We start from the raw sequence: 306 nt of genomic DNA on the forward strand, positions 1-306 counted from the left end.
GCATGCCGTCGGCCACCGCCTTGACCGCGAAGCCCTGGCTCTCCAGGTAGCGGCACAGCAGGGCGCGCAGGCGGTCGTCGTCGTCGACCAGCAGCAGGCGGGGAGCGGGCGCGGCATCGTGCATGGACGCCACTATCGGCTGCGCCGCGGCCTGGCGGCAACGGCGATGGCGGCGCATCTGTAAGCGGATGTTTCCGCCGCGGCCTGCGGCAACATCCGCTGGCCGATCCGGCGCCCCGCGCGCCAACGCGGTGGCTACGGTGATGCCTGGCAGCACGCCGCTGCCGTCGCCGGAGAACGCCATGT

It is taken from the genome of Xanthomonas sp. D-109, assembly GCF_017746095.1.
Classification (GTDB): domain Bacteria; phylum Pseudomonadota; class Gammaproteobacteria; order Xanthomonadales; family Xanthomonadaceae; genus Xanthomonas_A; species Xanthomonas_A sacchari.